The organism is Hydrogenophaga crassostreae, assembly GCF_001761385.1.
GTDB lineage: Bacteria > Pseudomonadota > Gammaproteobacteria > Burkholderiales > Burkholderiaceae_C > Hydrogenophaga > Hydrogenophaga crassostreae.
Map to the genome: position 1 here is coordinate 682,891 of NZ_CP017476.1, position 26,846 is coordinate 709,736.

Sequence of the window (26,846 nt, forward strand, 5' to 3'; positions counted from 1 at the left end):
GGGGCTCAGCCTTGCGGGTTGAGCACGCCATGCGCCTGCACATCGGCATGGTACGAGCTGCGCACCATGGCGCCCACGGCGGCATGGGTGAAGCCCATCTTGTAGGCCTCGGCTTCGAACATTTTGAAGGTGTCGGGGTGCACATAGCGGCGCACCGGCAGGTGGTGGCCGCTGGGGGCGAGGTACTGGCCGATGGTCAGCATTTCGATGTTGTGCGCACGCATGTCGCGCATCACTTCCAGAATTTCTTCGTCGGTTTCCCCCAAACCCACCATGATGCCGCTCTTGGTGGGCACATGTGGGAACAGTACCTTGAACTTCTTCAGCAGGTTCAGGCTGAACTGGTAGTCAGAGCCGGGGCGCGCTTCCTTGTACAGGCGCGGCGCGGTTTCGAGGTTGTGGTTCATCACGTCGGGCGGCGCGGCCTTCAGGATGTCCAGCGCGCGGTCGTCGCGGCCACGGAAATCGGGCACCAGCACTTCGATCTGGGTACCGGGCGACAGTTCGCGAACCTGGCGGATGCATTCCGCAAAGTGACCAGCGCCGCCGTCGCGCAGATCGTCGCGGTCCACGCTGGTGATCACCACGTATTTCAGCTTCAACTGGGCGATGGTCTTGGCCAGATTGATCGGTTCGTCGACGTCCAGCGGATCAGGTCGGCCATGACCCACGTCGCAAAACGGGCAACGGCGGGTGCATTTGTCGCCCATGATCATGAAGGTCGCGGTGCCCTTGCCAAAACATTCGCCAATGTTGGGACAGCTGGCTTCTTCGCACACCGTCACGAGCTTGTTGGCCCGCAACACATCCTTGATCTCGTAGAAACGCGTGGTCGGTGAACCGGCCTTGACGCGGATCCATTCGGGCTTCTTCAGCACTTCCGCAGGTACGATCTTGATCGGAATGCGCGAGGTTTTTGCCTGGCTCTTTTGCTTGGCGGTCGCGTCGTACTGGGCTGCGGATTGCGACTCGCGAACTGTGTTGGACTCGGTCGGGGCGGGGGTGTCGGTGCGGTTCATGGCATGCACGCTGGGGCGTGGAGGTTCAAGGCGAGAGGGCGGTGGCGAGTTTGTGGCTCAGCACCTGGGCTGCTTCATCCCATGAAGCAGCCACCCCGATTGTAGAAAGGTCCACAGTCTGCAGCCCTTGATACCCACATGGGTTGATGCGCTGGAAGGGTTGCAGGTCCATATTCACGTTGAGCGACACGCCGTGGTAGGTGCAATGGCGGCTGACTTTGATGCCCAGCGCTGCGATCTTGCCCAGCCCGGTGAAGTCGGGATCGGTCTCGGGTTGACCAGGCACCCTTTTTTGGGGGCGCTGCGGCAGCATGGCGTGACTCGCAGGGTCGTCGAGTCGAACGTAGATGCCTGGCGCGCCGGCGACGCGGTGGCCGGTCACGCCGTAGTGGTCCAGCGTGCGAATCACGGCGTCTTCGATGCGGTAGACGTATTCTTTGACGAAGTAGCCCGCTCTCTTCAAGTCGATGAGCGGGTAAACGACCACCTGACCTGGGCCGTGGTAAGTCACTTGACCCCCTCGGTTGGTTTTGATCACCGGAATATCTCCAGGCGCCAGCAAATGGTCGTCGCGCCCTGCGATGCCTTGGGTGAAGACGGGCGGGTGCTCGCACACCCACAGTTCATCGGCGGTGTCACCCGTTCGCGCCTCGGAAAACGCCTGCATGGCTCCAAATGTGGGTGCGTATTCCACCCGGCCGAGTGCGCGCAACAGCATGGCCTTAAAGGGTGTATTTCACCATGGGGTGTGACGTGAGCGTGCGGTAAATTTCATCCAGTTGCTCGCGGTCCGTCACATAGATGGACAGTGTCAACCCGATGTAGGTGCCGGCTTTGCTGGGGCGACGCTCTACAGTTTGATGGTCGAAATCGGGCTCGAAGGCTTTTGCGATGATCACCATGGCCGAGACGAACTCTTCGGTGTGCGACCCCATCACTTTGATGGGAAAGCGGCAGGGGTATTCAATCAGTGACTGCTCGGGCGGGATTTCGCGGGGTGTGAAGCTCATTGGTTTCCTCCAGTCAGGCGCATTCAGCGGCCTTGATCGCCTGGTAGCCGGCGTACAAGCGCGCGTAAACGGGGCCTGGTTTGCCAGTGCCAACAGGGCGGCCATCAAGTTGCGTCACGGGCAGCACTTCTTTGGTGGCGGAGGACAGCAGCAGTTCATCCGCGGCCAACGCCTCTGCCCGGCCGATGGGGCGCAGTTCGAAAGCGATGCCTTGCTCTCGGCAGATGCGCTCGATCAGACTGAAACGGATGCCTTCGAGCACCAGATTGTCTTTGGGCGGACCAAGGACCACACCGTTTTTCACCACCCAGACATTGCTGGCAGCGGCTTCGCTCAGCATGCCATCGCGGAACATCACCGTTTCCAAGGCGTCGGCATCGGCGCTGATCTGGCGCGCGAACACGGCACCCAGCAGGCTGATGGCCTTGATGTCGGCCTTCTTCCATCGGAAATCATCTGCGGTCACGCAGGCCACGCCTTGTTCGCGTTGAGCCTCGCTGGCCAGTTTCATTTCACTGGCCATAACATACACGGTGGGCTTCAGTCCGGGCAGCATCACATGGTCACGAGGCGCAATGCCCCTCGTGACCTGTATATAGATGAGTTGGTTGGTCGCGCCGGTGGTTTGTGACAAATCGTCGATCAAACGCCGGGCGATTGCTTGCCACTCGGCGCGCTCAAGCGGGTTGGGGATGCGCAGAGCCTGCAATGAGCGGTCCAGCCGCGCCATGTGTTGTTCGAAGCAAAATACACGGGCGCTGTAGGCGGGCAGCACTTCGTAGACCCCGTCGCCGAAGATGAATCCACGGTCCATGACGCTGATCTGGGTGTCGCAAACGCGCCCATAGCGCCCATTGAGGTAACACAGGGATTCGGGGAGCGGGTAGTCGATATAGGGGGCGGGGGAGGAGGTGGGCGGCGTCATGGGTTGATTATCGGCCGCCGGAACGGCTTGTGCCCGAGCGACCCGAATTGCCTTTGTGACAGCTTGCTTAAGTATCGGGTTTATACGTATAATGAGCGGCTTTGCGAAGTCTTTCACATTTGTAACCTGCCCGTAATTTGCCATGCACAAAATGCCGGAGCCCCAAGCCCCGGTTGCACAGCAGCCTGGCGATCACGAGTGGGAAGAAGATGGGTCGCAAGAACCCGAATTCAAGCCCCTGACGCGTGAAGAGGCGCAGCAGTGGCGGGCCAGTCAGCCGGAGATTTCCATCTGGCGGTTGGTGGGTGTGCAGGTATTGGTAGGGCTGGCGGCGAGTGTGCTGGGGTGGCTGTTTACGCAGCGCGCCTCGGTGGCTTGGTCGGTTCTTTATGGTTCGGCAGCGGTGGTTGTGCCTTCGGCATTGATGGCGTATGGCTTGACCTCCAGCGCGTTGTCCCGGTTGTTGGCCGGGTTTGCGCAAGCTGCGTTCGCTGGCTTCCTGTTGTGGGAAGGGGTGAAGATCCTGTTGGCGGTGGTCATGATGTGGCTGGCCCCCAATGTGGTTCCGGAGCTGAGCTGGTTGGGTCTTCTGGCCGGGCTGGTGGTGACATTAAAGGTTTACTGGTTTGGATTTTTGATCCAGAGCAGGCGTTCTAACGTAAACGGATGATTGGCGAGACGAACATGGCTGTAGAAGGTATTGGTCCTACCCCTGGCGAGTACATCCGTCACCATTTGACCCATTTGACGAACCACAAACAGGGGTTCATCGTCGATTTTTCGGTCATCAATATTGACTCCGTTGTCGTGAGTTCTTTGTTGGGTGCGTTGGTGTGTTTTGTGTTGTGGCGAGCCGCTCGTGTGGCCACGTCCGGTGTTCCCGGTCGGTTTCAGGCTGCCGTTGAAATGCTGGTTGAGATGGTCGACAGCCAGGCCAAAGGGGTGATTCACAATGCGCAGAGCCGCAAACTGGTGGCGCCATTGGCTCTGGTGGTGTTTTGCTGGATCTTCATGATGAACTTCATGGACATGATTCCCGTTGACTTGTTGCCAAAGATCTGGGAGTTGATCTACGGCGCCGCGGGCCATGATCCGCACCATGCCTATTTGCGTGTCGTGCCTACCGCCGATTTGTCGACCACTTTGGGTCTGGCGATGTCAGTTTTGTTGATGTGCGTGTTTTACAACCTGAAGATCAAGGGTCTGGGTGGTTGGGCGCATGAGTTGGTGACGGCGCCGTTTGGCACCAGCAAAAATCCTGTTTGGGCACTGCTCTTGGGCGTGACCAACTTCCTGATGCAAATGATCGAGTTCGTGGCGAAGACGGTTTCGCACGGCATGCGGTTGTTTGGCAACATGTTCGCGGGTGAACTGGTGTTCATGCTGATTGCGCTGCTGGGTGGCTTTGCTTCCCTGTCGTTCTCGGGTGGACTCTTCTTCGTCGGACACGTGATCGCAGGCACGGTGTGGACCTTGTTCCATATCTTGGTTATCACCTTGCAAGCGTTCATTTTCATGATGCTGGCCCTGATTTATCTGGGTCAGGCGCATGACGCACACTGAGTTGCGCGGTTCCACCTCGCTCTGAGTTTCTTGTTTCTTTCTTTTCTTTTTAACCTTTCGTCCATTTAAGGAATCATCATGGAAAACGTTCTGGGTCTCGTCGCATTGGCTTGCGGTCTTATCGTTGGTCTGGGTGCCATTGGTGCCTCTATCGGTATTGCTCTGATGGGCGGCAAGTTTCTGGAGTCTTCAGCTCGCCAGCCTGAGTTGATGAACGACCTGCAAACCAAGATGTTCATCTTGGCCGGTCTGATCGACGCCGCTTTCCTGATCGGTGTGGCCATCGCACTGTTGTTCGCCTTCGCCAACCCGTTCGTGTTGGCCTAATGGTATTTGCTGCCCAGCGCAGCGGATGGATGCGCTCCCCTTAGGGATGGACCGCCTTGAACCCCACCGCTGACGCCGCAGCAAGCGCTTCACTCCTCTTGTCAACACACAGAAAGGCGTTGCGATGAATATCAATGCAACCCTCTTTGCGCAGGCCGTTGTCTTTGCGATTCTGGTTTGGTTCACGATGAAATTCGTGTGGCCTCCCATCGCCAAGGCGCTCGACGAGCGTGCGTTGAAGATTTCCGAAGGCTTGGCATCCGCTGAGAAGGCCAAATCCGAATTGGCCGTGGCCAACAAACGGGTGGAAGCCGAGTTGAGCCAGTCGCGCAACGAAGCTGGTGTGCGTTTGGCCGATGCCGAACGCCGTGCACAGACCGTGATCGAAGAGGCGAAAGCCCGCGCCACGGACGAAGCCGCCAAAATCGTTGCTTCTGCGCGCCAGGAAGCTGAGCAGCAGGTCGTCAAGGCCCGCGAAAGCTTGCGCGAAGAAGTGGCCGCATTGGCCGTCAAAGGCGCAGAGCAGATCTTGCAGCGTGAAGTCAACGCCGGCGTTCACGCCGACTTGCTGAACCGCTTGAAGACCGAGCTCTGATCGGCCCGATCTCCACGATCCCATCGAACCCGCAGGCAATCAGACCATGGCAGAAATCGCAACCATCGCCCGTCCCTACGCAGAAGCCCTTTTTAAGGCTTCTGGCGCAGACAGCAGCAGTGTGGCCGTCTGGCTGGACGAGTTGGCCGCAGTGGCTGGCAATCCTCAGCTGCTTCAATTCGCCGACAACCCAAAAGCCACTGCACAGCAGGTTTTCGACGTTGTCTCTGGTGTGGTGAAAACCAAACTGCCAGAGATGGGTCAGAATTTTCTGCGCACGGTGATCGACAACGGCCGCCTGTCGGCTTTGCCCGAAATCGCAGGCCAGTTCCGCTCCCTGATGAACTTGAAGCAAGGCAGCTTTGACGCGGTGGTCTACAGCGCCTTTGACATCGACGCCGCCTCGTTGGCCGGTTTGTCTGGTGTGCTGGAAAAGCGGTTTGGTCGCAAGCTCAACTTGAGCGTCGAGCTTCAGCCAGAGCTGATCGGTGGCATCCGTGTGGTGGTCGGTGACGAGGTGCTTGATACCTCGGTCAAGGCCCGTCTCCAACAAATGAAAGCTGCCCTGACGGCTTGACAGCCTCAGGCTGACTGCTCGGGCGCGCCCTCATCCCATTTAACGAAAGAAGGAAAGAGTCATGCAACTCAATCCCGCCGAAATTTCCGAATTGATCAAGTCCCGTATCGAGGGACTGGGCGCATCGAGCGATGTGCGCAATCAAGGCACCGTGGTCTCTGTGACCGACGGTATCGTCCGCGTGCACGGCCTGTCCGATGTGATGCAGGGCGAGATGCTGGAATTCCCTGCCAACAAGGATGGTGTGCCTTCCTTTGGTCTGGCGCTGAACCTCGAGCGCGACTCCGTCGGCTCCGTGATTTTGGGTGAGTACGAGCACATTTCCGAAGGAGACGTCGTCAAGTGCACGGGTCGCATTCTGGAGGTGCCCGTTGGCCCGGAACTGATTGGCCGCGTGGTGAACGCTTTGGGTCAGCCTATCGACGGCAAAGGACCGATCAACGCCAAGATGACCGATGTGATCGAAAAGGTCGCACCTGGTGTGATCGCACGTAAATCGGTGGATCAGCCCGTGCAAACCGGCTTGAAGGCTATCGACTCCATGGTGCCCGTGGGCCGTGGCCAGCGCGAATTGATCATCGGTGACCGCCAGACCGGTAAAACGGCTGTGGCCATCGACGCCATCATCAACCAAAAGGGTCAGAACATGACCTGCGTTTACGTCGCGATTGGCCAAAAGGCTTCGTCGATCAAGAACGTGGTGCGCGCACTGGAACAAGCTGGCGCAATGGAGTACACCATCGTGGTGGCTGCATCCGCCGCTGAATCAGCAGCCATGCAGTACCTGTCGGCCTACTCGGGTTGCACGATGGGTGAGTACTTCCGCGACCGTGGCGAAGACGCGTTGATCGTTTATGACGACCTGTCCAAGCAAGCTGTTGCCTACCGCCAAGTGTCCTTGTTGCTGCGTCGCCCACCAGGCCGCGAAGCCTACCCTGGCGATGTGTTCTATCTCCACAGCCGTTTGCTCGAGCGCGCAGCCCGCGTGAACGCCGACTACGTGGAAGCCTTCACCAAGGGTGAAGTCAAGGGCAAGACCGGTTCTTTGACCGCTCTCCCTATTATCGAAACGCAAGCCGGTGACGTGTCTGCTTTCGTGCCCACCAACGTGATCTCGATCACTGACGGCCAGATTTTCCTGGAAACCAACCTGTTCAACGCAGGTATCCGCCCCGCCATCAACGCCGGTATCTCGGTGTCGCGCGTCGGTGGTGCAGCCCAGACCAAGCTGATCAAAAACCTCTCCGGTGGTATCCGTACCGACTTGGCCCAGTACCGTGAATTGGCTGCTTTCGCGCAGTTCGCTTCTGACCTGGACGAAGCCACCCGCAAGCAGCTCGACCGCGGTGCACGCGTGACCGAACTCTTGAAGCAGGCCCAGTACGCGCCCCAGTCGATTGGCATCATGGCTTCGACCCTGTTCGCCGTGAACAAAGGCTACATGGACGACTTGGAAGTCAAGCAGGTGTTGGCTTTCGAAGCCGGCATGCACGCCCACCTGAAAGACAAGCACGCGCCTCTGTTGGCCAAGCTCGAAAAAGATCGTGCGATGGACAAAGACGCCGAAGCCGAGCTGGCCGCAGCGATTGCCGATTTCAAGAAAACCGGCACGTACTGATCCGGCCCATTGACGACGACCTTCAAAAGGAGCCCCAATGGCAGCAGGTAAGGAAATACGCGGCAAGATCAAATCGGTGGAAAACACCAAGAAGATCACCAAAGCCATGGAAATGGTGGCCGCCTCCAAAATGCGCAAGGCGCAGGAACGCATGCGTGCGGCCCGCCCTTACGCGGAAAAGGTGCGCCAGATCACCGGCAATTTGAGCCGTGCGAACCCTGAGTACACGCATCCGTTCATGCAAACCAATGACGCCAAGACCGCCGGTTTTGTCGTCATCACGACCGACAAGGGTCTGTGCGGTGGCATGAACACCAACATCTTGCGCGCCTTGACTGCGCAGCTCAAAGAGTTGCAGGTCAAGGGGCAGGGTGTTGAAACCGTGGCCATTGGCAACAAGGGTCTGGGCTTTCTCAACCGCATCAACGCAAAAGTGGTGTCCAGCGCCACGGGTTTGGGCGATACGCCCCACCTCGACAAGCTCATCGGCCCGGTGAAGACATTGCTCGACGCTTATACCGAAGGCCGTGTCAACGCCGTCTATGTCTGCTACACCAAGTTCATCAATACGATGAAACAGGAAGCAGTCATTGAGCAATTGTTGCCGCTCAACGCGGAGACGATGCAGGACGGCGCCAAGGGGCGCGACTGGGACTACGAGTACGAACCCGATGCGGCTTCGGTTATTGACGAGTTATTGCTGCGTTACGTGGAAGCCCAGGTGTTCCAGGCTGTGGCCGAAAACATGGCCTCCGAGCAATCGGCGCGCATGGTGGCCATGAAGGCTGCCACCGACAACGCTGGCGAGGTCATCGGTGAACTCAAGCTGGTCTACAACAAGACCCGCCAGGCCGCGATCACGAAAGAGCTTTCGGAAATCGTCGCCGGCGCTGCTGCGGTTTGATGTTCAACAGAATTTAGCGAATCAGAAAAGGTATCCATCATGTCTCAAGTACAAGGCAAGATCGTTCAATGTATTGGCGCCGTGGTTGACGTGGAATTCCCACGCAATGCCATGCCACACATTTATGACGCATTGAAAATGGAAGGTTCGGCCTTGACGCTGGAAGTTCAGCAGCAGCTGGGCGACGGCGTGGTCCGCACAATCGCACTGGGTTCATCCGACGGTTTGCGCCGCGGAATGATGGTGTCCAACACCAACAACCCCATCATGGTGCCCGTGGGTAAAGCGACCCTGGGTCGCATCATGGACGTGCTGGGCGCGCCCATCGATGAGCGCGGTCCTGTGGACCAGGCATTGACTGCCTCCATCCACCGCAAGCCACCTGCATACGACGAACTGAGCCCTTCGCAAGAACTGCTCGAAACCGGCATCAAGGTGATTGACCTGGTGTGTCCTTTCGCCAAGGGCGGTAAGGTCGGCTTGTTCGGTGGTGCGGGTGTTGGCAAGACCGTGAACATGATGGAACTCATCAACAACATCGCCAAGGCCCACTCGGGTGTGTCGGTGTTCGCTGGTGTGGGTGAGCGTACCCGTGAGGGCAACGACTTCTACCACGAGATGGCCGATTCCGGCGTGGTGAACCTCGAGAACCTCGAAGACTCCAAAGTGGCCATGGTCTACGGTCAGATGAACGAGCCTCCAGGAAACCGTTTGCGCGTTGCCTTGACCGGTTTGACCATCGCCGAGTCGTTCCGTGACGAAGGCAAAGACGTGCTGTTCTTCGTGGACAACATCTACCGCTACACCCTGGCCGGTACCGAAGTGTCCGCGCTGTTGGGTCGTATGCCTTCCGCCGTGGGCTACCAGCCCACGCTGGCCGAAGAGATGGGCCGCCTGCAAGAGCGGATCACCTCCACCAAAGTGGGTTCGATCACCTCGATCCAGGCCGTCTACGTGCCTGCCGACGATTACACCGATCCATCGCCAGCAACCACGTTTGCTCACCTGGACTCCACCGTGGCCTTGTCCCGTGAAATCGCATCGCTGGGTATCTATCCTGCGGTGGATCCACTGGACTCCACCAGCCGCCAGCTGGACCCGCTGATCGTGGGCCAGGAGCACTATGAAGTGGCACGCGCGGTGCAAGGCACGTTGCAGCGGTACAAAGAACTGCGCGACATCATTGCCATTCTCGGCATGGATGAACTGGCTCCCGACGACAAGCTGGCCGTGGCTCGCGCCCGCAAGATCCAGCGTTTCCTGTCGCAGCCGTTCCACGTGGCCGAAGTGTTCACGGGTTCGCCTGGCAAATATGTGCCATTGGCTGAAACCATCCGTGGCTTCAAGATGATCACCAACGGCGAGTGCGATCACTTGCCAGAGCAGGCTTTCTACATGGTCGGAACCATCGACGAAGCCTTCGAAAAGGCCAAAAAAGTCGCGTAAAGCGGCGTACTCGGGTGACCCGTGTCGTGGTGAGCTCAGTGTGCGAGAGCACATTTCCTCACACCGCCTAGCCGGACACCCGATTACTTGCTTTCCTTCGACTTTTTACAGGAGTACATATGAGCACCATCCGCGTCGATGTGGTCAGCGCCGAAGAGTCCATCTTTTCGGGCGATGCCAAATTCGTGGCACTGCCGGGCGAAGCCGGTGAGTTGGGCATTTTGCCTGGCCACATTCCGCTGATCACCCGCATCAAGCCCGGTGCCGTGCGCATCGAAAAGGCCGACGGCGGCGAAGAGTTCGTGTTTGTGGCGGGCGGCATTCTGGAGGTGCAGCCCAACCACATCACGGTCCTGTCCGACACCGCAATCCGGGGCAAGGATCTGGATGAGGCCAAGGCCACGGACGCCCGCAAGGATGCCGAAGAGGCCGTGAAAAACGCCAAGAGCGATATCGATTTGGCCAAGGCCACATCGGAGCTTGCGGTCATGGCCGCTCAGATCGCTGCGTTGCGGAAATACCGCCAAAAGAAGTAAAGCCACCACCGGCTTGCCTTCCCAAAACAAAGACCGGCAGAAACCGGTCTTTTTTTATGGATGAACGTCTGCCAACCGGTACACAATCAACCCAGAGTCGTCCGCCCAGTCGAAAAAGCCATGTCCCAGTTTCAAGTGTCGTCCATGTTTGAGAGCCCCGACCTCGCTCCAGAGGAAGTGGCTGCGCACATGCTCGTCACAGCCTCTGCGCTGGATGACCTCACGCTGGCCGATGCGATGGTCGTCGTGACGTACATGCGCCCAAAACGCATTCCGGCGGGCACGATCTTCATCAAAGAGGGCGAGATCAAGCGCAACGATTACATGCTGCTGATCCTGGAGGGCGACATTGCGGTCGAGAATGACTTGCCCGGAGCCCAAGGAGATACCTTGGTGGTGAACATCATCGGCCCCGGGCACCTCATCGGTGAGATGGGTGTGCTTGACGGCTCGCCGCGTTCCGCCCGGTGCACGGCCAACACCGATATTGCCGCAGCGATTTTGTCCCGTACGGCATTGATGCGCCTGCTGCGAGACCATCCCCAGACGGGCTCCCGTTTGCTGTTGGCCATTTCCAAACGCATGGCTGATCGTCTGCGGGAAACCACCCGCAAGCTTCGCACCTTTGCCCAGATGAACAAGGCACTGCACGAGGAGTTGCAAGTGGTCATGAACAACCGCACCAAAGGGCCGAACAGTTCGACTCCCGACTGAGCGCGGGTCAGCGTTGAGGGTATCTATTGCTCGCCAGTGCTGACGGTCATGCGCGCACCACCGCGTTGTTCAATTCGTTGGGGCGCAGTGCCTCTGCATCCAGTGGGAAATGGGCTACCAGCAGAGCCGAAACCTCTTCCAAGGCTTCTGTCAATCCGTCTTCAAATGCACCCTTGAACAGGCGGCTGCCGAGTCGATCAACCATGGCCTGCCATTGTTCGTGGTCAACGCGGCGTGTCAATGCGCGATCTGCCACGATCTCTATGGCGTGCTCACCGAGAAGCAGGTAAATCAGAACACCGTTGTTGTGCTCTGTGTCCCACACACCCAGCCGCCCAAACCAGCCCAGCGCCCTCTCGCGCACCAACGCTGACGGGACCCCATTGCGCCCACTGCGCCAAATGTAGGAGGAGGGCAAGGCGGCTTCGACACACAGCCGGATTTCGCCGGTGTGGCGAGCCTCACTGGCTGCAACCCGTTGAGCCAGTCGTTCGGCCATGTCGTCGGGAATCGCGCGCAGTGTGTCGCTGCGATCGAGCCAGCGGTGTTTGATCAATCGAAACAGCAGTTTGTACATGCCTTACCAACCTCCCGAGGCACCACCGCCGCCAAAATTGCCACCACCGCCAGAGCCAAAGCCACCACCACCACCACCGAAGCCACCACCTCCGCCAAATCCACCGCCACTGCCCCATCCGCCACCGCGACCGCTGCGACCCGACCTTGAAACCGACGGAGTCATCTGCATAAACAGTGCGACCACCATCGCCAGAAGCCCGGCGCCCACCGATACCCAGACCACATAGGTCAGCAGCCAAGCCAATCCGCCTGCCCCTACGCCGCTGAGCAAGGTGCCCAATTTGTTGCCAAACAAGCCACGCAAGACACTGGATACGATCGGCACCGCAAAAACCATGAAAATCAGGAGGTCAGACACGCTTTGAAATTGTCCAAAGCCCTCCAGCGTTTTGCCTCCCGCCTGGGGCAGTGGAAGCTCCTCACCGCTGACACGGGCCAGAATCTGATCAACGCCTGCGCCGACGCCCCCGCGAAATCACCGCGCTTGAAGGCAGGGGTGACCGCCTGATCAATGATGCGTTTGGCCAGAAGGTCGGGAATGGCTCCTTCGAGGGTCTTGGTCGTGGCGATTCGCAAGCGGCGATCGTTTATGGCGATCACGAAAAGTACCCCGTCGCCCACATCGCTGCGCCCGATCTTCCAGGCGTCTCCGACGCGTTGGGTGTAGTCGGCGATATCTTCGGGTGCTGTGGTAGGCACCATGAGCACCACAACTTGGGTGCCCTTGTCCCTCTCAAACGCAGCGAGCTTCGCCTCGATGGCGCCGCGGCTCTGTGCATCGAGCGTGCCGGTCTGATCGATGACCCGGGCACTCAAAGCAGGCACAGGCAAAACGCCTTGGGCCCACACCGACGGAAGGGCGCTTAGCCACAAGAGCAGCGCAAAGCAAAGGGGTGCGCGCCAGCTGCGAAAATTCATTGCTTGTTGAAGTCCACCGCAGGTGGCTTGGCGATGGCGGCTTCGTTTTCTACCTGGAAGCCGGCCTTGGGCGCGTAGCTCATGACCATCGCGGTCAGATTGGTCGGAAAGCTTCGTGCCAGCACGTTGTATTCCTGTATCGCACCAATGTAGCGGTTGCGCGCCACCGTGATCCGGTTTTCTGTGCCTTCAAGCTGTACGCGCAAATCGGCAAAAGCGGCATTTGCTTTGAGGTCAGGATAGCGCTCGACCACCACCATCAACCGGCTCAGAGCACTGCTGACCTCGCTCTGCGCGGCTTGAAACTTGGCCATGGCGGCGGGGTCATTCACCATCTCGGGTGTCATCTGTATGCCGGTGGCTTTGCTTCGGGCTTCAATCACCTGGGTCAGCGTACCTTGTTCGAAATCAACCTCGCCTTTGACCGATGCCACGATGTTAGGAATCAGATCAGCACGGCGCTGGTACTGGTTCAGTACCTCTGACCAAGCCGATTTGCTTTGTTCATCAAGTCGCTGAAAGTCGTTGTACCCGCAGCCAGACAGACCGGCCACCAGCAAAATGGCCACGCCAAGGCGGGAAAAAGAAATGGTCCAACGGTTCATGTGTACTCCAGGCAGCCCGAGAAAGGGCCAGTTTGTTCGGCGGTGCAGACCCCGCATATCCAAAAGAACTATACCCTTTGCACCCCATGACGCTGAACTACGTTGCCTGGAATTCGACCGGTAGGTGATGCAAAGCGAACGAACCCGGCAAAATGGCGACTATGCCCAAGTCAAAACCCCCATTGAGCTCGCCTGAAGACACCGAGCATGCTTTTTACGATGCCTTGCAACACGCAGACCTGGACCGTTTGATGGCCTGCTGGAGTGACGAAGACGATATCGTCTGCATTCACCCAGGTGGGCCGCGACTGCTTGGGCACGCTGCCATTCGAGCTGCCTTTGAGGCGGTGTTCGCCAATGGAACGGTCAAGGCTCAGATCGAAAAGGTGCGTCGCATCGAGGTGGGTACCACCAGCGTCCACAGTGTTGTAGAGCGGGTCGAAGTGATGGGCAACGACGGGCCGCAAACCGCATGGGTTGTGGCGACCAACGTCTATGCCAAGACAGCCCTGGGTTGGCGACTGGTGGCTCACCATGCAAGCCCGGGGACACGCGATGAGCCGGTAGACGTCATGGCAGAACCCCAGGTCTTGCACTGACTGTGTGTGCCTCCCACCTATGTTGAGCCAGTATCGCGCCCCATGGTGGTTGCCGGGGGGCAATGCCCAGACCATCTGGGCGGCACTGGGCGCCCGGCGTCGCATGGGCGAAAGCGTGCCAACGGAATGGCGCCGCGAACGTTGGGAAACGCCAGATGGCGACTTTGTGGACGTCGATCATGCGACACACGCCAGCCAGCGCCATATGCCCTTGCTGGTGTTGTTCCATGGCCTTGAGGGCTCATCGGCCAGTCAATATGCGGTCGCGTTTGCAGACTTTGCGCAGGCGCAAGGACTGGCTATGGCGGTGCCCCATTTTCGGGGTTGCTCAGGTGAGCTCAACCGTGGCCCTCGGGCATACCATTCGGGAGACTTCGAAGAAATCGACTGGCTTCTGAAGCGCCTCGCTGAGCAACAACCCGAGCGACCCCTGCTCGCAGTGGGTGTGTCCTTGGGTGGCAATGCCCTGCTGCGGTGGGCGGGGGAACTGGGCCGGGAGGCTGCGCAAACGGTCAGGGCGGTTGCCGCCGTGTGTTCGCCACTGGACCTCGCGGCTGGGGGGCATGCCATTGGGAGAGGGTTCAACCGCCTTGTCTACACACGCATGTTCCTTGCCTCTATGGTGCCCAAAGCGCTGAAAAAGCTCGAACAGCATCCAGGCCTGTTCGACCGGGACGCGTTGTTGTCTGCGCGCGATCTTTACGATTTCGACAACGTGTTCACTGCACCCCTGCACGGATTCAGGGACACTGATGACTACTGGGCACGGGCCTCAGCCAAGCCGGTGTTGGCCGATATTCGTGTACCGGCGCTGGCCCTGAACGCCCTCAATGACCCATTTGTCCCCTGCAAATCACTACCGCACCTTTCACAGGTGGGTTCGAATGTCACGCTTTGGCACCCCGGGCAAGGCGGCCATGTGGGCTTCCCTGTTGCCTCAGGCCCATTCGATTTTCCAGGGCATGTGCGGGCCATGCCCGAAGCCGTGGGGCAATGGCTGCTGCAGCAACTCTGAAGCCGTTCGGCATGGTGGCTGACCGGGTGCGCTGTGACCGTTTGGAGGGATGGGATAAACGCGGTGTAATCCATCTCATGGATGACATTGTCAAAGCGGCCCTTGCGAAGTGGCCCAACGTTCCTCACTGTTTTGGGTGGCTCGGCTTGGATGCGCGTGGCGACTGGTACATGCGCGACGACGGCGCGCAGGCCGCAGGGCCCTTTGCGCGGGCCCCAGGCGACGAGGGGCGCATCGGCAAGGGTTCCCGTTTGCAGCACGACAAGCTGATCGACTTCATTGGGCGGAATTACGCGCCCGATGAGGTGGGGCAATGGGCTTTTCAGAACGGGCCGCAGCGGGTTTATGTGGAACTCGAAGCCGCGCCCCATGTCTGGCGACTGCAGCCAGATGGCAGCATCCTGGCGCACACCGGTCAGGTAGCCGGTGATGTGAAATCCTGCTTGCTGGATGAACACGGACGCCTGTTCTTGGCGACGGATCTGGGCCTGGGTCTGGTGCACACGGCCGATATGCTGATTGCTTCCGATGCGGTGGAGCAGGGTCACTGGGTGCCGGAAGACGTGTTGTTCAGCACGCTGCCCGAGCGGTGGCGCTATGTGCTCAGTCCCCAGAAAAGGCAAGCAGAAGCGAAGGCTTCCTGAGAACAAAAAAAAAGGGCCGGTCATTGACCGGCCCTTTTTCGTTGAGTCCGCCGAACTTACTTGGCCGCGTCGACCATGAAGACGACAGCCGCATGGATATCAGCTTCGGATGCCGTGGCCCCACCTTTGGGAGGCATCGCGCCTTTGCCTTTGATGGCGCTGGCCACCAAGGCTTCCAGGCCAGTCGCAATGCGCGGTGCCCAAGCAGCCTTGTCGCCAAATTTGGGTGCGCCGGCGACGCCTGCCACATGGCAAACCGAGCAAGCCTGTTTGTAGAGTGCTTCACCAGCGCCAGCGGCGACGGTCATTGCAGCCGCAGGTGCAGCCGTGGCCACGACGGCTTCGGCTACAGGAGCCACAGCAGCAGCGGGAGCTTCTTCTACAGGGGCTGCGGCAGGGGCTTCGGCCGCAGCTTCGGGTTCGGTAGCACCAGCAGCAGGTGCTGCTGGTTCGGCAAACTTGGCCCCAGCGGCGTTGGCCATATGCACCACAGCGCGGCCAATTTCAACATCGCTGAATGCGCCACCACCTTGAGCAGCCATCGCACCCTTGCCTTGGAGGGCATGTGTCAACAAAGTCTCATATCCTTGACCGAGGCGAGGCGCCCAAGCGGCGACATCCCCGAATTTGGGTGCGCCAACCACGCCAGCGGCGTGGCATGCTGCACACTGGGCTGTATAAACCGCATCACCACTTTGCAGTGGGCGGTTGGCATCGCGCAGCTCGACCGAGCCGATGCGCTGAATGCGGATTGCAGTGGCCAGTTCGGGGTCGACAGCACCTGCAGCGGGCTTGTCGTCTGATGTGACGAAGTACACCAGGCCAATGATGATGAAAATCGGGGCAACAAAAAAGAAAAACGACGTCCACAGCAACTGGGCTGGCGTTTTGATCGGGCCGGAGTGAGAGTCGTGATCGCTCATGGTGTCCTCAAGGGGGTGGCGGAACGGGGCTTGGAAACGGCCCGCGAACGGGTCGGCCCGCTCATCGGGCATTCAACATTCGATTATAGCCAGCCACCGCTTTGTTTGGCCTGACATAACCCCGCCTGCTAGAATCGCGCCCTGTTGCGGCTGTAGCTCAGTGGATAGAGTATTGGCCTCCGAAGCCAAGGGTCGTGGGTTCGATCCCCGCCAGCCGCACCATTGTTTGTATTGCCGGGAAGTGAACGCCCTCCAGCGCTACCCCTCGCTCAATTTTGACGCCGGATTTCTCGACCTCCTATGGCACGCGCAGTCAAACGAGCAATGGTCGGGGAGCTTCATAAGCGTCCTCCTGTGCCCTGTATGTGCCCTGGCGGCGCCACCTAGTTCGACTTTGCGGCAGCTAGATGGTTTGCTTTGACTATTGGCCCCGTGCCCTTGAAGCCACCTTGAAAACCTGTACCAGGTGGGAGTAGAGAATCCCAACCAATGGAGTCTCTACATGAAAAGATCAAGATTCAGGGAAAGTCAGGTCGTGGCGATCCTCAAAGAGGTTGCGCTAGGAGCCAAGGTCGGAAATTTGTGCAGGAAGCACGGCATCAGCGATCCGAAGTAATACAAGTGAACGAGCCAAAATGCCGGCATGAGCGTGTCGCATCTGGCGCAGATGCGACAGCTACAGGATGAGAATGCCAAACTCAAACGCATGTACGCCGACCTGGTCCTGATGCACCACGCCTCGAAGGATGTTGTTGAGCGAAAGCTCTGACCCCGCAGCGTCGCGAGTTGGTCGTGCATTCTTTGATGAGCGACCACGGCATGAGTGAGCGCAAGGCATGCAAGACCAGCGGGCTGGCACGCTCCACACTGCGTTACCAAACCTTGCCACGCGACGGCTGTAGGGTGATCAACTTCATTCAAAGTCATCTGGCCGTCAATCCACGCCGATGTTTTGATCCGCTGTACGCCACAGACCGCTTTCAGAAACAGCCGTGAGGCAAGGCTGTGTCGTGGCGTGTGTACCGGGAGTTGCGGATGAACCTGCCCAGGCGAGCTGAGAAGCGACTGCCTGCGCGAATCAGACAGCCGCTGCTGGCGGCGGGCCAAACTAACCAGGGCTGGAACTGGGGCTTCATGTCCGTTGCATTTTGGTCTGGAGGCAGGTTCCGAACCTTCAACGCCATCGACGAGTTCAACTGCGCCCGGTGGTTGCCAAGAAGCCCGGACTGGGTGGGGGGCGTCGAGCAGACGGCCAGCCAAACCGTGCGTTGCAGTTGCGTGAAACAGGACGAAATCCGTCCAGCCATTTACCGCGTCCATAGGTGCGATCACGAGAAACCATTTTTCCATCGCGGTAGGCACTCGTATCCTTCGCTGGCTCGAACTGCAACCGGAGCTCCGATAGCCGACCAGTTCATGCGCCGTGCGATTGCAGTGCGGACTGAAGCGGTGATGACGCCAGTTGGGGCGTTGAACCGGCAAGAGCAACACGCCGCCCCTGATGGCAAAGCCCGTTTGCCGCCAGGCCGCCCCGCCTTTACACATCTCGCTATGCTCAAACTCAAATCTCTCCACCACCTCTGCGTCGAGGTGCCGGATCTCGACACCAACACGAAATTTGCCACCGACTTTGGCTTGCTGGAAACAGCCCGCAAAGACAACCGGGTCTACTTTCGCACCTATGGCGCCGATGCCTACAGCTACGTGGCCGAACCCGGTGCCAAAACGCGCTTGAAATCGGTCGCCTTCCTCGCCGAATCGCGCGCTGTTCTGGATGACGCGGTGCAGCAATTCGGAGCCACCCCGGTTCGCCCCCTGGACGGTCCCGGCGGTGGATTCGCCGTGAGCCTGACCGACCCTGATGGCAACATCATTGACATCGTGTACGGCATTGAAGAGCGGGAGGCCGATCCGATGCTGCCAGCGCCTCAAATCAACACACCCGACAACGTCCAGCGTTTCAATACGCGCCATGTTCGCCCGGACGACGGCCCCGCTCGCCCACTGCGCCTGGGGCATATCGGTCTGTTCGTCGGCAACTACGCGCGCAGCGAGGCCTGGTATGCCAAGACGCTGGGCCTGATCGCCAGCGACCGCATGTACGCGGGGGTGCCCAACAACTACGTCGGCGGCTTCTACCGCCTTGACCGTGGCGAAGAATACGTAGACCACCATGTTGTGGGCTTCTTCGGCATGGGCGCGCCAGGCATCCACCACTTCTCCTTCGAGGTGCAGGGTATCGAGCAGCAAATGGTGGCCCACCGTCACCTGCAAAAGGCCAACTACCAGCCCGTGTGGGGCGTTGGCCGCCATCCGCTGGGCAGCCATGTGTTCGACATGTGGAAAGACCCCAACGGTCTGCGCTTCGAGACCTTCTCGGACACCGACAAGTACAACGCCGAGCGCGCCGTTTTCGACCAGGACGTGCAGAAATCCGAAATGGATGTCTGGAGCAATGACTCCGTCGAGCGCTATTTTTCTTAAAACACAAGGGACATCATCATGCAAAGTATCAACCCGGCAACAGGTCTTCATGAAGGCACATTTGGCGTCGGCACCTTCTCCGCCAACGGCAAAGCCTTCCCAGGTCTGGTTCAACCCGATGGCCGTTTGATCGACCTGTCGGCGAAGTTCCACGACACCCACGAAATCTTTGATGACTGGGCGCGCAACTTCGATGTGCTCGTCGACATCGCTGCCAAGCCCGATGCGGCGCAACACGATTTCAGCGCCGTGAAAGCCTTGAAGCCCCTGGCCCACCCCAACCTGCTTTGCGCGGGCGCGAACTACAAGACGCACTCGGCGCAAATGCTGACCAAGAACAAGTTCAACCAGCACAACCGCAAAGCCGGCGAAAGCGATGAAGACTTCTTCAAGCGCAACATGGAGCTGATGGAGCGGCGCGCACGTGAGGGCACGCCCTTCTTCTGGACCGGCCTGCACTCTTCGCTGGTGGGTGCCAACGACGATGTGGTGCTGCCCGTGCTGGGCACCCAGCCCGACTGGGAGCTGGAACTCGGCGCGGTTGTGGCCAAGCACCAGCGCTACGCAACGATCGAAGAGGCACAAAGCCTGATCGCCGGCTACGTCATCGTCAACGACATCGGCACCGTCGACATCTTCCGGCGCACCGACATCCCCTGGGGCTATGACTGGATCAGCAAACACCAGCCCTCCTTCAAGGTGGCCGGTCCGTTCATCGTGCCCTCGGCCTTCTTCAAGCCCGACCATTCCTTCCAGATCCAGCTGCAACTGAACGGCAAGATGATGCAGGACTGGCCCAGCAACGACATGATCTTCAGCCCCGCGAAGATGCTGGCCTACGCCTCCGAGCGCATCAACCTCACGCCCGGCGACACGCTGATCACCGGCTCGCCCCCCGGCAACGGCATGCACCACGGCACCTTTCTGAAAGACGGCGACACCATGGAAAGCTCGATCACCGGGCTCGGCCGCCAGAAGAACCGCTGTGTACAGGAGGCGACGCCAGATCACCCACTGGCGTACGGTTACTGGAAGAACGAAGAAGAGAAGCCCAAGACCGCTTGAACATGCGAGCCCAAGTCGATCCCGGCTCGCGTTGTGCGCGCCGGGGTGGATGCCGGCCAGCGGATTGCCCGCGTGGCCGGTTGGGCGTTCGGCGTCAGACAGAGACAAGGATGAACAGATGTTGTTGTCGACCTATGAGATCCATTGCCGTGCGCTGTTGCGCATCGTGACCGCCTTGCTGTTCATGCAGCACGGTGCTCAGAAGCTCTTTCACTACCCACCCGGCGGACACCACCAGGGCCCACTGGATCTGTTCAGCTTGATTGGTGTCGCAGGCGTTCTGGAGTTCTTTGGCGGCCTGCTGCTTGTCGTCGGCCTGTACACCCGCAGCGTGGCATTCGTTCTGTCCGGCCAGATGGCTGTGGCCTACTTCGCGTTTCACGTGCCGGGTGGCAAAGACGCACCCGGCGGTTTTTTTCCCGTGGTCAATGGCGGCGAGTTGGCCATCATTTTCTGCTTTGTCTTCTTCTACCTCGTCTTCTCGGGCCCTGGCGCCTGGTCGCTGGACGGTTTGATCAAGGCCAAAGCTCCGCGCGCTGCGACCAACTGATTTTGCAAAGAGCTGTTGAGTCCAAGTCATTCAGCCAACCGAAAGATCGACCTTCACACCGTTTCAACCATTGGCCTGCCGATCAGGCCATATCTGTCCCGATACAAGCTTGCGCACACCCAATTTTTAAAAGGAGACTCTCTTTATGTATCCGTTCAAACAGGAAAGCTCGATGGTCCGCAACCGCTGGTACATGGCTGCGTTTTCCAATGAGATCACGCGCCAGCCCATGGAGCGCACCATCCTTGGCAAGCCCGTGGTCATGTACCGGAAAGAGAACGGCGCACCGGTCGCCATGTACGGCCTGTGCCCACACCGCTACTTCCCCCTGGCGCAAGGCCACGTCGAAGGTGACACCATTGTCTGCGGCTACCACGGCTTCAAGTTCGCCGCTACCGGTGTGCAGACCGAAGTGCCTTCGCAAGATGAAGTCAAAACAAAATTCTGCCAGCCGGTCTACCGCATCGAAGAGCGCGGCCCCATTTGCTGGATCTGGATGGGTGATTCAGACAAGTGCGACGAAAAGCTCATTCCGCCGTACCACGACTTCGGCCTGGAACAACCCGACTGGCACTACAGCTCCGAGAACTACTTCCACCTGGAAGGGCGTTCCCAGTTGCTGGTGGACAACCTGATGGATCTGACCCATCTGCCCTATGTGCACCACCACCTCGGCGGCGGCGAAGCCATGAAGAAGATTCCACTGGTCACCGAAGAACGCGAGCTGAGCTACCGGGTCTTGCGCAACGGCAAGGCCCCCTGGAACCCATTCTTTGACAAGATCTTTGGGCCAGAAGCCGTGTTTGAAGGTTTGGCCAGCTTCCACATCGAAAGCGACTTTTATGGCCCCGAGCTGATCAAGACCAGCTTGCCGATCATCACGCATGTGGATGGCCATGACCAGGTTCCCAAAGCCCTGGGATCCTTGCTCATTCTTCATGGCATCACCCCGGAAACCGAAACCACGACCCACTATTTCGGTTTCTCGGTGCGCAACTTCCGCCAGGGTGACGAAGTGCTGGACCGCATTCAGTACGAGTCCGAGCTGGTCGTTCGCCAACAGGATGTGACCGTCATCAATGCGGTGGAAAAACGCCTGGATGCGGCGGCGGCATTTCAGAAAGAGCTGCTTGTCGTGGCCGATGTACCGGCCGTTCAGGCGCGCAGAAAAGTCGAGGCCATGTTGGCGGCAGAGAGCGCCGGGAACATTTCCTGACCCAATCAGGGCGTTGAACACCAAGCCGATTTTTCGCCGAGTTCAACGCCTTTGGCCACTCAGCCCATCGGAGGCCTGAAACAGCCACCGCTGGCACACGGCCAAGCAGCCAGAGCGTTCACGCCTCGGTATCTAGATTGCGTTTCACCCGATCCAGAAGGGCCTTCAGCGCTTGAACCTCCTGTGCGCTGAAGCCTGCCACGGCGGTGGTACTCAACCGTTTCGCCTCCTGCTGCAAGCTGCGTTGCAAGGCGGCGCCTTCGGCGGTGAGGCTCAAGCGCAGGTTGCGCCGGTCAGCCTCATCGGCCTCGGCCGCCAGAAGGCCCCGGTCGCGCAAACCTTTGATGAGCCTGGCCAACTGCGCCTTGTCGCGCCCGCTCTGCTGCGCAAGATCACTCTGCGTCGCGCCGGGTCGGCGGCCAAAGAAGCCCAGGACTTTGCTGTCCATGTGGGTGACGTCATGCGGACCGTCGCGCAACGCCTTGTACTTCTGCGAGCGGTACAGGTGCATGACGGCATGAATAGCCTCCAGAACGTCGTCGTCCTGGCCCGATGATTTTTGGTTGACAATGTCAAATGATTTAGGCATGATAGTGGACATTATCAATCATTAAGACAATCTTTTCCATGAACAACGAAACACCAGCAAGCCGCGTAAAGCGTGTGCGCTACGAACTCAAACGCCGCAACCTGGAGGTCGCGCGCGTCGAAACCCTCAGTCCCCACTTCAAAAGCATCACCTTCTCGGGGGAAGCCCTGGCCGATTTTGTCAGCGGATCTTTTGATGACCACATCAAATTCATGCTCGATGCCGACGGCACGGATCCCGTGCGGCGCGACTACACGCCCCGCAAGTTTGACGCTGCGGCACGTGAGCTGACGATCGAATTCGCGATCCACAGCGAAGGCCGCACCGCACAGTGGGCCGCGCAGGCCGCGCCCGGGCAGCAGGCCACGATTGGCGGACCACGCGGCTCCTTCATCATCCCGACCGACTTCGACTGGCATCTGCTGGTCGGTGACGAAACGGCCCTGCCTGCCATTCATCGGCGTCTGGAAGAACTGCCTCCGCAAGCCCGTGCATTCGTGGTGATTCAGGTTGCTGATGCGGCCGACCGCCGTGAGCTGGGCAGCGCGGCCAATGCCCAGGTGCAATGGGTATCCACCGCGGACGCCATGCTGGACGCGGTGCGCGCACTCGACTTGCCTGGCGGCGAAGGTTATGCCTGGTGTGCGGGCGAAGCCAGCGCAATGGCCACATTGCGTGGTGTGCTGCTGGCGGACAAAGGCATCGATCGGCAAGCCATGCGCGTTGCCGCCTACTGGAAGCGTGGCGCCGCTGCGCACCACGAAAACCTGGCCGACTGAACGCGTTCACGCGAGGGGGACGCTGCTGAAGCCGCGTCGGTATCCTTGGCCGGATTCAGCGCAGAGTGGCGACCGTTGTGCCATGCGCTGTAAAGCGGGCGAGCGCCGCTCAGGCGATCAACGCGCGCCTGACCAGGGTGGTCAGATTTTCATCGGCCACGAAGCCCGCCTTGATGGCCGCGGGCGTTTCCAGCACCGGAAACCTTCCGAACAGCGCCTCCATGCGTTCTTGCGGTTCGAAGCGCACCAATGCCCTGACGCGCTCCCCATGCACCTCGGCCATGGCATCAACAAGCTCGCTCATCGAGTAGCGCAAGGTGGGCAATGTGAAGGTTCGTTGTCCCTCTAATGCGGTGCCAGACTTGCTGGCAGCGTGAACCAGGTTGTCGATCACATTGGGCAAGGATGATGCCCAGGTGGTCACTTCGGGTGCCATCGGGCAGACAAATGGCCGATGTGCCGCCAGCTCACGGATGATGTCGCTGAGGAATGCCGACAGTTGCCCGGTGGGCGCAGGCGGACGGGCCAGCACACCCGGCAGGCGCAGGGACAGGCCATCGACCCAGCCGCGGCGGCTGAAGTCGTTTACCAGCACCTCACCCACCAGCTTCTGCGCGCCATAGGTCATTTGTGGGTGCGGCAGGGTGTCGTCGGTCACCGTTTCAGGCATTGCTCCGAACACCGCGATGCTGCTGGCGAAGACAAAAACCGGGCGCTTGCCAGCTTGCTGAACCTGGCGTTGCCCGAGCTCCAGCAGCGTTTGGGTGGCGTCAAGATTCACCCGTTTGGCCTGCCCATAGTTCTGTTCGGCGGCACCGCCCGGGATGCTGGCCAGGTGGAACACCGCATCAACCGTTTGGGCGCCCAGCGCCGAAGCCAACCAGGCGGTATCGCCGATGTCTCCGGGCAGCTGCCGGACCCCGCCAGGTGCCGCGTCTTCGAACGCCAGGTCCATCAAAGTGATCTGGTCGATGCGCTGACCGCACAAGGCGCGATCGCTGATCAGCCGCTGCGTCAGCGCCCGGCCCACAAAACCGGCCGCACCGGTGACAACGACGTGCACGTTCCTGCGATCAGTTCGGGGCAACCACGCGCTGGTCGATCACGCCGAACGGGCCCTCGCGTCCGTCGTCATATTTCGCCTGCATGCGCACACGGTCGCCAAACTTCATGAAGCCGGTCTTGATGTCGCCCAGATCGATTTTCTCGATCACGCGCCGTTCCGAGATGCAAGCCGAGCCTGCGCTGCGTGCACTGTTCGAAACCGTACCCGACCCCACGATGGAGCCCGGCGTGAGCTTGCGGCTGCGCGCCGCGTGGGCCACCAGCTCACCGAAGGAGAAATTCATTTCGCCACCATGAGGTTCGCCGAAGCGTTCACCGTTCCACAGCACATGCAAGGGCATCTGCACCCGACCATCGCGCCAGGCAGCGCCCAGCTCGTCCGGGGTCACGGCAATCGGTGCGAAAGACGTGGAAGGCTTGGCTTGCAGAAAACCGAAGCCCGATTTCATCTCGCGCGGCCCGAGCGCGCGCAGGCTCCAGTCGTTGATCTGAACCACCAGGCGCACGCAGGCCAGCGCCTGCTCGGGCGTTGCGGCCATGGGCACCGCGCCCACCACCACGCCAAACTCGCCCTCAAAATCAATGCCGTCCTGTTCACTGGGCAGAGGCACGTCCTGGGTTGGCCCCAGAAAATCGTCGCTGGCGCCCTGGTACATCACCGGGATGGTGTCGAAGTCGGGGATGGGTGGCGTGTTGAAAGCCTGCTCCATCAAGCGACCGTGGTTCAGGAACGCCGACGCGTCCAGCCACTGTGGACACCGCGGCAACGGCGCGCCACAAGCGGTGGGCTGAAAGGCAAAGGTGTCGGACAGTTCACCAGCATTCAATGCCTCGTAGCGCTGCTGAAGGCCCGGTGCCACGACGTCCCAGCGCTGCATGGCGTCCAGCAGGCTGCTTGCCAACTCAGGCACCACCACAGCGAATTTTCCATCACGCGACACCAGCACCAGCTGCCCGTCGGGTGTTTCATTTTTCAGGCTTGCAAATTTCATCGTGTCTTTCTGTATGGGTTTCAGGAGGTCCCCAGCGCTTGGGCGATGGAAGGGGTGTATTGGCCGTCGACCAGGACAAACAGCATCCGGCACAGCTGGCCGGAGCGGTTCGCCCAGGCGTGGTTGGTGCCGCGTTGCACCACCACGCTGCCGGGCCCGAGCAACACTTCAGAGTCGTCGAGCACCAGGGTCAGCTCCCCTTCGATCACCACGCCGTAGTCCACGCTCTCGGTGCGGTGCATCAAAGGGTGTGGCGAGTTCGCCTGCACCGTGGAGGCTGCCTCATCGCCAATCTGGTTGAATGCCTGCTGCATGGAGGCCGCCCCATGGGCGAGAAAATCGGCTGTGTCCGGCGGAATATCCACAAACCGTATCCGGGTCCCCCGCTCAGGCGGACGCAGCGTCAAAGGAGCCGCGGTCGGGTCGGCATCATTGCCCACCGGTGTGGGCGCTCCCACCGTGGACCACACTTCGTGAAAGACCGTTCCCGGGATGGATGCGATCTCCACAACGGTGGGCAACGGGCCGTCGCTGACAACCACCGATTTGCCGTCGGCATCGTGCCCTGTGACCACGCGGTGGATAGCGGAAAATTTCATTGCAGCTCCCTTCGACATCAGCACCCGGTGGGGCAAGAAAATCAGAACGACATCAGGTCGCGGGCCACGGTCACCGGACCATCGTAGTGTTTCTTCGCCGGATCGAGGTACGCGCTGTCGGGCTCATCCCTGCCAGGGATGACGTGGGTGAACACCAGCGCTTTCACGCCAGCCGCTTTCGCCAGGCGGGCCGCATCTTCGGCCGTGGTGTGCTCGTCGCGCATGTGAGGCATCAGGCTGGCCACAACGGCAGGTGGCATCAATGCAGACAATCCCTTTTCGATCAGGTCGAGATCGATCACCTCGTGGATCAACAGATCGGCGCCTTTGGCCAGGTCCACCACAGGCGCGCACTTGCCGGTGTCGCCGCTGAACACGATCACCTTGTCGGGCGTCTGAAAACGCAGGGAGTAGGAATGGTCGAGAGCATCAGGCCCTTCTTTGGCGCTGGCGAAGTGGCAGTTCTCCACGGCGGTCACGGTGATCAGGTCATCGCGATAGACCTCACCATTGCCCGCATAGTCGTGGGCAAAAAACAGCTTTTCGGGTGGCACCATGCCCTTGGTGTCGGCCATGCGGATCCGGGCATTGGTTTTGAAGAATGCCATGAACCCTTTGAGCATCTCCTCGGTGCCTGCGGGGCCATACACATGGGTGGGCTTGCGGCGGCCGGTGGCCCACTGCTGACCCATCAGCGTGCCCCAGTCCGCGTTGTGGTCATCGTGGTTGTGGGTGATGAAAATCTGCCCCACCTGCCGGTGGTCCAGACCCGCCTTCACCAGTTGCTGGCTCACGCCATTGCCCGCGTCGATCAGGTAGACGCGGCCATTGACCACCAGCGCATTGGCCGGTTGCGCCCGCGTGGCGCTGGGGAAGGGGCCACCCTGGGTGCCCAGCGTGATCACGCGCGTCTCGGCCTGGGCATTGCCCAGCATCAACACGCCCAGCGCCGCAGCAGCCATACATTTCAAAAATTTCACGGTTTGTCTC

General features: G+C 59.8%; 33 protein-coding genes, 1 tRNA gene and 1 pseudogene. 22 read left to right on the top strand and 13 right to left on the bottom strand.

The window, feature by feature from the left end; translation table 11 throughout:
- Positions 1–5: 5 nt before the first annotated feature.
- From lipA to LPB072_RS03275, 4 genes are read right to left on the bottom strand one after another with little or no spacing between them, the layout of a single operon-like run.
- Positions 6–1,019, bottom strand: a complete 1,014-nt coding sequence (gene lipA, locus LPB072_RS03260) for a lipoyl synthase (protein WP_066091528.1) — start codon at positions 1,017–1,019, stop codon at positions 6–8.
- A 25-nt stretch (positions 1,020–1,044) separates the two neighbouring features.
- Complete coding sequence (lipB, locus tag LPB072_RS03265; protein ID WP_066091531.1) at positions 1,045–1,737, bottom strand: lipoyl(octanoyl) transferase LipB; 693 nt, start codon at positions 1,735–1,737, stop codon at positions 1,045–1,047.
- A gap of 4 nt (positions 1,738–1,741) precedes the next feature.
- A complete protein-coding gene (locus tag LPB072_RS03270) occupies positions 1,742–2,029 on the bottom strand; it encodes an HP0495 family protein (protein WP_066091534.1) in 288 nt (95 codons plus the stop codon).
- A 13-nt stretch (positions 2,030–2,042) separates the two neighbouring features.
- A complete protein-coding gene (locus LPB072_RS03275) occupies positions 2,043–2,954 on the bottom strand; it encodes a D-amino acid aminotransferase (protein WP_066091536.1) in 912 nt (303 codons plus the stop codon).
- Between the two features lie 142 nt (positions 2,955–3,096).
- On the opposite strand from LPB072_RS03275, the gene LPB072_RS03280 reads away from it, so the two are divergent.
- From LPB072_RS03280 to LPB072_RS03325, 10 genes are all read left to right on the top strand, one after another.
- Positions 3,097–3,624, top strand: coding sequence for an ATP synthase subunit I (locus LPB072_RS03280; protein WP_231943410.1), 528 nt, complete (start codon positions 3,097–3,099; stop codon positions 3,622–3,624).
- Between the two features lie 14 nt (positions 3,625–3,638).
- A complete protein-coding gene (gene atpB / locus LPB072_RS03285; protein ID WP_066092540.1) occupies positions 3,639–4,517 on the top strand; it encodes a F0F1 ATP synthase subunit A in 879 nt (292 codons plus the stop codon).
- Between the two features lie 78 nt (positions 4,518–4,595).
- Positions 4,596–4,844: a F0F1 ATP synthase subunit C gene (gene atpE, locus LPB072_RS03290; RefSeq protein ID WP_066091539.1), complete on the top strand. Its 249-nt coding sequence runs from the start codon at positions 4,596–4,598 to the stop codon at positions 4,842–4,844.
- Between the two features lie 124 nt (positions 4,845–4,968).
- A complete protein-coding gene (locus tag LPB072_RS03295) occupies positions 4,969–5,439 on the top strand; it encodes a F0F1 ATP synthase subunit B (RefSeq protein WP_066091542.1) in 471 nt (156 codons plus the stop codon).
- A 46-nt stretch (positions 5,440–5,485) separates the two neighbouring features.
- Positions 5,486–6,016 (top strand): F0F1 ATP synthase subunit delta, encoded by a 531-nt coding sequence (locus tag LPB072_RS03300; protein ID WP_066091545.1) that lies wholly within the window; start codon positions 5,486–5,488, stop codon positions 6,014–6,016.
- A gap of 61 nt (positions 6,017–6,077) precedes the next feature.
- A complete protein-coding gene (gene atpA / locus LPB072_RS03305) occupies positions 6,078–7,634 on the top strand; it encodes a F0F1 ATP synthase subunit alpha (protein WP_066091547.1) in 1,557 nt (518 codons plus the stop codon).
- A 37-nt stretch (positions 7,635–7,671) separates the two neighbouring features.
- Positions 7,672–8,538: a F0F1 ATP synthase subunit gamma gene (gene atpG / locus LPB072_RS03310; RefSeq protein WP_066091550.1), complete on the top strand. Its 867-nt coding sequence runs from the start codon at positions 7,672–7,674 to the stop codon at positions 8,536–8,538.
- Positions 8,539–8,577: 39 nt separating this feature from the next.
- The gene (gene atpD, locus LPB072_RS03315) at positions 8,578–9,984 is read left to right on the top strand and encodes a F0F1 ATP synthase subunit beta (RefSeq protein ID WP_066091553.1); all 1,407 of its coding nucleotides are present in this window, start codon (positions 8,578–8,580) and stop codon (positions 9,982–9,984) included.
- Between the two features lie 119 nt (positions 9,985–10,103).
- Positions 10,104–10,520, top strand: coding sequence for a F0F1 ATP synthase subunit epsilon (locus tag LPB072_RS03320; protein ID WP_066091556.1), 417 nt, complete (start codon positions 10,104–10,106; stop codon positions 10,518–10,520).
- 120 nt (positions 10,521–10,640) lie between these two features.
- On the top strand, positions 10,641–11,234 hold the full coding sequence (locus tag LPB072_RS03325) for a Crp/Fnr family transcriptional regulator (RefSeq protein ID WP_231943412.1): 594 nt from the start codon (positions 10,641–10,643) through the stop codon (positions 11,232–11,234).
- Between the two features lie 46 nt (positions 11,235–11,280).
- Here LPB072_RS03325 and LPB072_RS03330 read toward each other — a convergent pair whose 3' ends face one another.
- From LPB072_RS03330 to LPB072_RS03340, 3 genes and pseudogenes are all read right to left on the bottom strand, one after another.
- Positions 11,281–11,811, bottom strand: coding sequence for a TPM domain-containing protein (locus tag LPB072_RS03330; protein WP_066091559.1), 531 nt, complete (start codon positions 11,809–11,811; stop codon positions 11,281–11,283).
- A 3-nt stretch (positions 11,812–11,814) separates the two neighbouring features.
- A pseudogene (locus LPB072_RS24170) lies at positions 11,815–12,731 on the bottom strand (TPM domain-containing protein).
- Positions 12,728–13,336 carry a LemA family protein gene (locus LPB072_RS03340; RefSeq protein WP_066091565.1) on the bottom strand — a complete coding sequence of 203 codons (609 nt, stop codon included), beginning with the start codon at positions 13,334–13,336 and terminating at the stop codon, positions 12,728–12,730. The pseudogene LPB072_RS24170 and the gene LPB072_RS03340 overlap by 4 nt, the downstream one beginning before the upstream one ends.
- 161 nt (positions 13,337–13,497) lie before the next feature.
- Between LPB072_RS03340 and LPB072_RS03345 the strand changes: the two genes are divergently transcribed.
- The 3 genes from LPB072_RS03345 to LPB072_RS03355 all read left to right on the top strand — a co-directional run bounded on the left by LPB072_RS03345 (position 13,498) and on the right by LPB072_RS03355 (position 15,594).
- Positions 13,498–13,935 carry a YybH family protein gene (locus tag LPB072_RS03345; protein ID WP_066091568.1) on the top strand — a complete coding sequence of 146 codons (438 nt, stop codon included), beginning with the start codon at positions 13,498–13,500 and terminating at the stop codon, positions 13,933–13,935.
- Positions 13,936–13,954: 19 nt separating this feature from the next.
- Positions 13,955–14,950: a YheT family hydrolase gene (locus LPB072_RS03350; RefSeq protein WP_066091571.1), complete on the top strand. Its 996-nt coding sequence runs from the start codon at positions 13,955–13,957 to the stop codon at positions 14,948–14,950.
- 77 nt (positions 14,951–15,027) lie between these two features.
- On the top strand, positions 15,028–15,594 hold the full coding sequence (locus LPB072_RS03355) for a DUF2946 family protein (protein ID WP_066091574.1): 567 nt from the start codon (positions 15,028–15,030) through the stop codon (positions 15,592–15,594).
- A gap of 56 nt (positions 15,595–15,650) precedes the next feature.
- Here LPB072_RS03355 and LPB072_RS03360 read toward each other — a convergent pair whose 3' ends face one another.
- The gene (locus LPB072_RS03360; protein ID WP_066091577.1) at positions 15,651–16,517 is read right to left on the bottom strand and encodes a c-type cytochrome; all 867 of its coding nucleotides are present in this window, start codon (positions 16,515–16,517) and stop codon (positions 15,651–15,653) included.
- A 146-nt stretch (positions 16,518–16,663) separates the two neighbouring features.
- Between LPB072_RS03360 and LPB072_RS03365 the strand changes: the two genes are divergently transcribed.
- The 8 genes from LPB072_RS03365 to LPB072_RS03395 all read left to right on the top strand — a co-directional run bounded on the left by LPB072_RS03365 (position 16,664) and on the right by LPB072_RS03395 (position 21,832).
- Positions 16,664–16,739 (top strand) — tRNA-Arg (locus LPB072_RS03365).
- 280 nt (positions 16,740–17,019) lie between these two features.
- Positions 17,020–17,133: a transposase gene (locus LPB072_RS23800; RefSeq protein ID WP_407927780.1), complete on the top strand. Its 114-nt coding sequence runs from the start codon at positions 17,020–17,022 to the stop codon at positions 17,131–17,133.
- A 27-nt stretch (positions 17,134–17,160) separates the two neighbouring features.
- Positions 17,161–17,286: a hypothetical protein gene (locus LPB072_RS24055; protein WP_269148701.1), complete on the top strand. Its 126-nt coding sequence runs from the start codon at positions 17,161–17,163 to the stop codon at positions 17,284–17,286.
- A 35-nt stretch (positions 17,287–17,321) separates the two neighbouring features.
- Positions 17,322–17,513, top strand: coding sequence for a hypothetical protein (locus LPB072_RS03375; protein WP_066091580.1), 192 nt, complete (start codon positions 17,322–17,324; stop codon positions 17,511–17,513).
- 555 nt (positions 17,514–18,068) lie between these two features.
- Positions 18,069–19,001, top strand: coding sequence for a VOC family protein (locus LPB072_RS23645; RefSeq protein WP_066091584.1), 933 nt, complete (start codon positions 18,069–18,071; stop codon positions 18,999–19,001).
- Between the two features lie 18 nt (positions 19,002–19,019).
- The gene (locus LPB072_RS03385) at positions 19,020–20,066 is read left to right on the top strand and encodes a fumarylacetoacetate hydrolase family protein (RefSeq protein ID WP_066091587.1); all 1,047 of its coding nucleotides are present in this window, start codon (positions 19,020–19,022) and stop codon (positions 20,064–20,066) included.
- 118 nt (positions 20,067–20,184) lie between these two features.
- Complete coding sequence (locus tag LPB072_RS03390; RefSeq protein ID WP_066092545.1) at positions 20,185–20,616, top strand: DoxX family protein; 432 nt, start codon at positions 20,185–20,187, stop codon at positions 20,614–20,616.
- A gap of 145 nt (positions 20,617–20,761) precedes the next feature.
- The gene (locus LPB072_RS03395; RefSeq protein ID WP_066091590.1) at positions 20,762–21,832 is read left to right on the top strand and encodes an aromatic ring-hydroxylating dioxygenase subunit alpha; all 1,071 of its coding nucleotides are present in this window, start codon (positions 20,762–20,764) and stop codon (positions 21,830–21,832) included.
- A 118-nt stretch (positions 21,833–21,950) separates the two neighbouring features.
- Here LPB072_RS03395 and LPB072_RS03400 read toward each other — a convergent pair whose 3' ends face one another.
- Positions 21,951–22,421, bottom strand: a complete 471-nt coding sequence (locus LPB072_RS03400; RefSeq protein WP_066091592.1) for a MarR family winged helix-turn-helix transcriptional regulator — start codon at positions 22,419–22,421, stop codon at positions 21,951–21,953.
- A 38-nt stretch (positions 22,422–22,459) separates the two neighbouring features.
- Here LPB072_RS03400 and LPB072_RS03405 point away from each other — a divergent pair, with 38 nt between their 5' ends.
- Positions 22,460–23,200, top strand: a complete 741-nt coding sequence (locus LPB072_RS03405; RefSeq protein ID WP_066091595.1) for a siderophore-interacting protein — start codon at positions 22,460–22,462, stop codon at positions 23,198–23,200.
- A gap of 109 nt (positions 23,201–23,309) precedes the next feature.
- Here LPB072_RS03405 and LPB072_RS03410 read toward each other — a convergent pair whose 3' ends face one another.
- Genes LPB072_RS03410 through LPB072_RS03425 form a run of 4 tightly spaced genes read right to left on the bottom strand, consistent with a single transcriptional unit; the run spans position 23,310 to position 26,836 of the window.
- Entirely contained in the window at positions 23,310–24,263 is a 954-nt protein-coding gene (locus LPB072_RS03410) for an NAD-dependent epimerase/dehydratase family protein (protein ID WP_066091598.1), read from the bottom strand.
- 10 nt (positions 24,264–24,273) lie between these two features.
- Positions 24,274–25,257 (bottom strand): fumarylacetoacetate hydrolase family protein, encoded by a 984-nt coding sequence (locus LPB072_RS03415; RefSeq protein ID WP_066091600.1) that lies wholly within the window; start codon positions 25,255–25,257, stop codon positions 24,274–24,276.
- A gap of 20 nt (positions 25,258–25,277) precedes the next feature.
- Positions 25,278–25,856, bottom strand: a complete 579-nt coding sequence (locus LPB072_RS03420) for a cupin domain-containing protein (RefSeq protein ID WP_066091603.1) — start codon at positions 25,854–25,856, stop codon at positions 25,278–25,280.
- Between the two features lie 41 nt (positions 25,857–25,897).
- Entirely contained in the window at positions 25,898–26,836 is a 939-nt protein-coding gene (locus LPB072_RS03425) for an MBL fold metallo-hydrolase (RefSeq protein WP_231943414.1), read from the bottom strand.
- Between the last annotated feature and the right edge of the window lie 10 nt (positions 26,837–26,846).